The sequence below is a fragment of the Paenarthrobacter sp. 10L412 genome, assembly GCF_056395565.1.
This window is the reverse complement of the sequence record NZ_JBFTJT010000012.1, coordinates 172728-178727: the sequence shown is the minus strand read 5'-3', so window position 1 is coordinate 178727 and position 6000 is coordinate 172728. Positions and strand designations below refer to the sequence as shown.

Sequence of the window (6000 nt, the reverse complement as noted above, 5' to 3'; positions counted from 1 at the left end):
CCCGTCCTGTTATACGGAATCAACCTGCTGTGTGCAGCGATCGCGTACTACATCCTGGAACGTCGCCTGATCGCCGCCCAAGGCAAGGACGGGGCCCTTGCCCGGGCTGTCGGCCGGGACTGGAAAGGCAAAGCATCCCCCGTGATCTATATGGCCGGCATCGCAGCCACCCTGGTCCAGCCCCTGTTCGGGATCGCCATGTTCACCGTTGTGGCGCTGATCTGGCTGGTCCCGGACCGCCGGGTTGAGCACTTTGTCGCCAGGGCTCATCAAAGCGATAACGGCGTCGGCTAATCGGCTAACGCAGAGATTCGCGCGCCGAAAATGAGGAACCTGCTTCTGGTGCTGCTGCTCGACAGACAAGTTGGCAGATGGGAGTCTGGACCCGGACAGGTCATGGCCATCATTTGGAACTGAGGTAAAGACGTGAATTCCGCCGCTGCAATCCCTGTTACCGCCATCCGTGTGGCCGAGCTGGTTCCCGAAGGCGAACCCATGCCGGTCTACGTGCACGTTATCGACCACCCCGACGCGCGTGTACTCGTGGACACAGGCATGACTCAGCTTCATCCCGCCGTCGCCGACATGGACCCGCGCCTTTACCCGCTAAAGGAACAGGACTTCGACATCAGCAGCGTCGACATCGTGGTCAACACTCACCTGCACTTCGACCACTGCGGAGGCAACCACCTCTTCGCGGGCAAGCCCATCTACGTCCAACGCCAGGAACTCGACGACGCCCGCAACCAAGACGACTACACCATCCCTGAATGGGTGGACCCGCCAGGGATGCACTACGTACCGGTCGACGGCGAGTTGGAACTGCTTCCCGGACTACGACTCCTTTCAGCGCCAGGCCACACCCGGGGCTCACAAATCGTTGTCATCGATGGAGAAGAAGGCCCTACCGTCATCGCTGGAGACACAGCAGTTTGGTTCGATGAACTGGACAACCCCCGCACAGAGGGCCAGCTGCTGGTGCGTTCCCTGAACCCTGAAATGGTTTGGCTCACCCACGCGCACAAGCCATGGCTCCGCTCTATCCGAGTTGTTGAATCGGACAAAAACTGAAAGAAAATTTGTCGAAGTTGATGTCCAGCGTGGTGGCGAAGCGGCGGATGATGAGGCAAAACCCTTTTAGGAGATCCTCATGACCGTTCGACTCATGGAAACTTTGTCTCAACTTCAGCCTCGGATGCTCGAGGATTTGGAACTGCTGGTGTCTTCAGAATCGCCATCAACGCAGCCGATGGAGCTGGTTGCAGCTGCCGAAAAGGTCTCAGCTGTTGGAAAAAGTCTGCTAGGGAGTGAGCCTGTCTATCTCCCCGGCGAAGGATGCACGCACCTGTTGTGGAGTTTGGGTGTTAAGCCTCGCATTCTCATCGTGGGTCACTACGACACTGTTTGGCCCGTCGGTACTACCAGTCGGTGGCCCTTTTCCGTGGATGGCGACAAAGCAACGGGGCCTGGGTCCTTCGACATGAAGGCCGGGATCGTGCAGGCGTTTTACGCGGTTCATGCACTGGGCAACCCGGATGGAATACAGATCCTTATTACCGGAGATGAGGAGACCGGGTCGGCTTCTTCCCGTAGTGCGATTGAGAAGCTTGCCGCCGAAGTGGAAGCCGTTCTGGTACTCGAGGCAAGCTTGGATGGGGCGTTCAAAACGAGCCGCAAAGGTTCGGGAATGTACCGACTTCATGTCCGTGGGCGTGCCTCGCATGCTGGCCTTGAGCCGGAGGCCGGGATAAACGCCACCGTCGAGATCGCTCAACAGATTCATTTGATAGATGACCTGCAGGACATTGCCAGGGGCACGTCTGTTACACCCACCACGCTTCGTTCAGGTGAAGCATCCAATCAGGTTCCGCCTTCAGCCTGGCTGGACATTGACGTGCGTGCCACCTCAATGTCTGAGTTGGAGCGGGTTGACGCTGCTTTGAGGTGTCTGCAGCCCAAGCTGGACGGTGCAGTCCTCCAAGTTGAGGGAGGGATTGACAGAGGACCACTTGAACAAGGCCGGGCGTCAGCTCTGTTTGATCGTGCCAGTGAGGTAGCCGCCGTTTTGGGTCTGCCTCCGCTCCGCGGAGTGATGGCCGGGGGCACTTCCGACGGAAACTTAACCGCAGCTTTGGGAATACCTACCCTTGATGGTTTGGGGGCTGTTGGTGCCGGCGCGCACAGCGAGGGAGAATGGGTCCAGATCAGCGCCATGCCCGAGCGGGCTGCGTTGCTGGCCGGACTCGTCGACTCTTTGTTGGCGCGTCCCATCGAGGGCAGTACAAACCACTAGGAGTGTTTGGCATGAGCGGAGCCGCTTCGCCTCCATACACCTCTTTGAGCGAGCTGCTGGCGGCTCTGGGTCCTTTGCTGTTGACTCCTTATGGTCCGCGCGACGGCTCTTTGCCAGCAGACCCGGATGTCCGGGCGTCGGTTGTTTGGGATCCATTGGAGGAAGTCCCGCCTATCAAGGGCGGTGTTCTTCTCATGACGGGCGCGTCCTTGGCGCCCGACGCTGCATCGTCCGCCATCAAGGAAGCGGCAGAGCGCGAGTACGCGGCCGTCGTCTTGAAGTCTCGTGACTCGGCCAAGGAAACAATAGATATTTCGGGTGCCGGGAAGGTCCAGGTGCTCGTTGCTCAAGATGACGCCTCCTGGAACTCGCTTCATGCGCTGATCAGCGCCGCTGTTTCTGATCCGGCAGAAATGCGGACTGCCTCTATCGCGGATATCGCTCCCGGTGATTTGTTCAGTCTGGCGAATGCGATAGCTGCGATGGCGGGAACTGCCATCACGATTGAGAACGTCAATCGAGAAGTGGTGGCGTATTCAAATATTGCCGATCAGGGTACGGACGATAGCCGACGCGATGCGATTCTGGGGCGTGCTGTGCCGGACTTGCCTTGGTACTTGGCGCGGTACCGAGCTGTGGCCATGGCGACCACCCCGGTCTTTTTTGACCAGGAACATGGCGCCTTGGAGCGAGTGGCAATGCCTGTAAGAGTCGGATCAAGGCTGGTTGGCTCGTTGTGGGCTTTTGACGAAGGCGGCACCAGAAGCGAAGAAATCGCCAGCGTACTCGCCGATGCTGCACCCATTGCATCCCTGCACCTTTTACATGCGGCCAGCGCATTCAGTTTGCAGCGCCATCGGCGCGGCGAATTGCTGACGGCCGCCCTGGGTGGCGTACAAATGGAGCCTGGGGCCGCACTCACCCTTGAGAAGCAGATGCCGGTGGTGTTGATCGGTTTCGCGAACGCCGTCGAAACTGGAGCTGATATTGACCTGGGCAGGATCGCAGACATCGTCGCGCTGAACGCCGAAGCGGTTCGGAGAGCCGCTTCCTGCACCGTGCTCGCGAATCGGGTGTTTGTGCTCATTCCCGGGGCGGACCAGTTGACCGACGAGCGAATCAGGAATTTCCTTACGGCCTCACAGCGTGCCGCAGCCGGTACGGCGGAAGTTCATCTCCGATGCGCTTACTCCGGGCCACTGCATACAGTTGCCGACTTAAAAGGAGCACATACCGACATCGAAACAGCCTTCCGGTTTCAGAATATCGAAGCCTTGGATGAAGCCATGTCCACTGAAAAAGATCGCCACCGGATTTTGCTGCAGGAGCTTTCTGAAGGAACGGTCGCTGCTCCCGAGCGATTGCTGGGATCTGTCCGAGAGATCCTTGACTACGATGCAGCCAACGGCACGGAGTACGCTGCCACGTTATTGGCGTTTTTAGACACCTTTGGCGATAACCGTAGGGCAGCGGAGTTGATGATGGTCCATGAAAATTCGCAGCGTTACCGTATGAGGCAGCTGACAAAGAAGTTTGGAATCGATGTGGACAACCCGGGCCAACGCCTCATCATGTGGCTACAGCTCCACCTGCGCCGGCGGGAACGGCTTTAACGCGCCCTTCCCGCCTTCACCCGACGCATTTGTTCCAGTCGTCCAAGCAGTACCTACATCAACCATTCCTGTTCCACGCTGACCGATTCCAAGTAGTCCAAGTCAATGACTGCTCCGGTTCCGGGACCGTGTGGAACGCTTATGGTTCCAGACTCGATATGAAACTCCTGGCCTATGTCCTTGGTGTAGTAGCGTTTCGTGGCTGAAATATCGGATGGAAGGGTAAAACCCGGCAATGAAGCCAATTGCAGATTAGCTGCCCGACCAATCGCGGTCTCAAGCACGCCACCGCACCAAACGGGTATGCTCTGGGCGAGGCAGAGATCATGGATGGCCCGAGCTTCAAGGTAACCACCCACCCGTGCTGGCTTGATATTGATGATCTGTGCCGCCCCCATCTGAATTGCGGTAGCAGCGGAAGCACAGGAAGTAATGGATTCATCGAGGCAAATGGGCGTCTGCAGATAGCCTGCCAGCCGGGCGTGACCGCACAGCTCCTCCGCTGGAAGGGGCTGCTCCAACAAGAGGAGATCAAAGGTGTCCAGCCGGCGAAGCGTGCTGACGTCAGCGATCGTGTACGCCTGGTTTGCATCTACCTGAAGAAGCAGGTCCTCACCGAACTCGCGTCTAATGGCCCGGACCGGCTCAACATCCCACCCCGGAGCTATTTTCAGTTTTACGCGAGAATATCCCTCTGCAACGTACCCTTCGACTTGGCGGATCAAATCACTCAACGATTCACAAATACCTACTGAAACGCCGACCCTGATTTTCTCGCGGGAGCCACCAAGGTAGGACTTCATGGACATTCCGTGCGCGCGGAGTTCGGCATCAAGGATCGCGCTCTCAAGCGCAGCCTTAGCCAACGGGTTCCCGGGGACCCGCTTCATCGCCACATGCGCACCGGCCGCATCAATCGTGGGAATTTTCGCTAGCAACGGGACCAGTACCTCCGCGATGAGGAGTCGCGCTGATTCAAGGCGTTCCGGAAAATAGACCGGCTCGGCATCTGCTGCGCATTCGGCCCAACCTTCTGAGTTGTCTGTGACCCATCGGACCAGAAGCATCTCGCGCACTGACTCGCTGCCACGCGATGTCCTGAACTCGCCGGCAAGGGGCATGCGCACCCTTCGCAATTCAACCTTGAATGCCGCGCTCATTGTGCACTCACCGTGTCCAGCACGTAGTACCCGGAGCCAGAAACCGACACGGGCACCAAGTTCTGCGCTTCGGCTTCTTGCAGGACATCCGCCATGGAAACACGCCATCGCATTGCCAAAGCGTTGTCGTCAAGCCGCATCGACTCGATATCACGGGGGATCCAGACCCGCATCCGCGGTTGCGGTGCAATGCCAGAGCGTTGAGGGCTGCCGTTCTCCCCGGCGCGAAGGGCGATCGGTCCGTCGTCGTCCTCTGGGGTCGACGGAGTAGCCGACGCCAGGTCCCAACTCACGCATAGACGGTCCGTGCGGTCCATCCTGTTTAGAGAATCGTGCATGGGTGGGTAAAACTCCGGGATGTAATTCTGCACCCGTGCTCCCAAGCGCACGAGGTTGAAATGGGCGTTCCTGCGAATCAAGGGGTCGTAAGTCCACAACATCCGTTTGGCACCCCGCTCGAGAGACCAAACGCGCTGGGCGTATTTGAGTGCGATGCCCACTCCCCGACCAGCAAATCCCGGTTTTACTCCGGCAATGAGTGAGTACATCACTTCAGAGACGGGAGGCCCTGAGATCGCTACTGCGACGCCCACCACCTCCTCACCAGACAGGGCTCCGGTTACGCAGGCGTCCGCATGGCTCAAACTGCGGAGAAGATCGGAGGACAGCGGCGACGCGTCCCGGCTTGTGCCCCAGATGCCTGCCAGCAGGTCAGAGGCAGCAGCGAATTCGCCTTTTGAGGTTAGCGGCCGCAAAGAAAGCGCCGCCCTTGCTGCCGACTTCGCCGCAACGTCACGAGCGGATGCGAGGGGTTCTGAATCAGTTCTCATGCCCTCCATGTTCTAGGGCGGCAGCAGTCCGTCCTTTGTCGCGGACAACTAAATTGCGACGCATTTTTGTCTGGGAGAACCATTCGGCCGTCGATCTCCGATGC

The 6000-nt window shown here is 58.6% G+C and carries 5 protein-coding genes and 1 pseudogene; 4 read left to right on the top strand and 2 right to left on the bottom strand.

Features of this window, described 5'->3' with window-relative positions; genetic code table 11:
• From AC1DD7_RS17910 to AC1DD7_RS17895, 4 genes and pseudogenes are all read left to right on the top strand, one after another.
• Nucleotides 1–294 (top strand): annotated as a pseudogene (locus AC1DD7_RS17910) (TMEM175 family protein); the annotation flags it as partial.
• A 132-nt stretch (nucleotides 295–426) separates the two neighbouring features.
• Nucleotides 427–1071: an MBL fold metallo-hydrolase gene (locus AC1DD7_RS17905; RefSeq protein WP_477516026.1), complete on the top strand. Its 645-nt coding sequence runs from the start codon at nucleotides 427–429 to the stop codon at nucleotides 1069–1071.
• Nucleotides 1072–1150: 79 nt separating this feature from the next.
• Nucleotides 1151–2293, top strand: coding sequence for a M20 family metallopeptidase (locus tag AC1DD7_RS17900; RefSeq protein WP_477516025.1), 1143 nt, complete (start codon nucleotides 1151–1153; stop codon nucleotides 2291–2293).
• An 11-nt stretch (nucleotides 2294–2304) separates the two neighbouring features.
• Complete coding sequence (locus AC1DD7_RS17895; protein ID WP_477516024.1) at nucleotides 2305–3906, top strand: PucR family transcriptional regulator; 1602 nt, start codon at nucleotides 2305–2307, stop codon at nucleotides 3904–3906.
• A 53-nt stretch (nucleotides 3907–3959) separates the two neighbouring features.
• On the opposite strand, the gene menC is transcribed toward AC1DD7_RS17895, so the two are convergent.
• Nucleotides 3960–5066 (bottom strand): o-succinylbenzoate synthase, encoded by a 1107-nt coding sequence (menC, locus tag AC1DD7_RS17890; protein ID WP_477516023.1) that lies wholly within the window; start codon nucleotides 5064–5066, stop codon nucleotides 3960–3962.
• Entirely contained in the window at nucleotides 5063–5896 is an 834-nt protein-coding gene (locus AC1DD7_RS17885; protein ID WP_477516022.1) for a GNAT family N-acetyltransferase, read from the bottom strand. The genes menC and AC1DD7_RS17885 overlap by 4 nt, the downstream gene beginning before the upstream one ends.
• Nucleotides 5897–6000 lie beyond the last annotated feature (104 nt).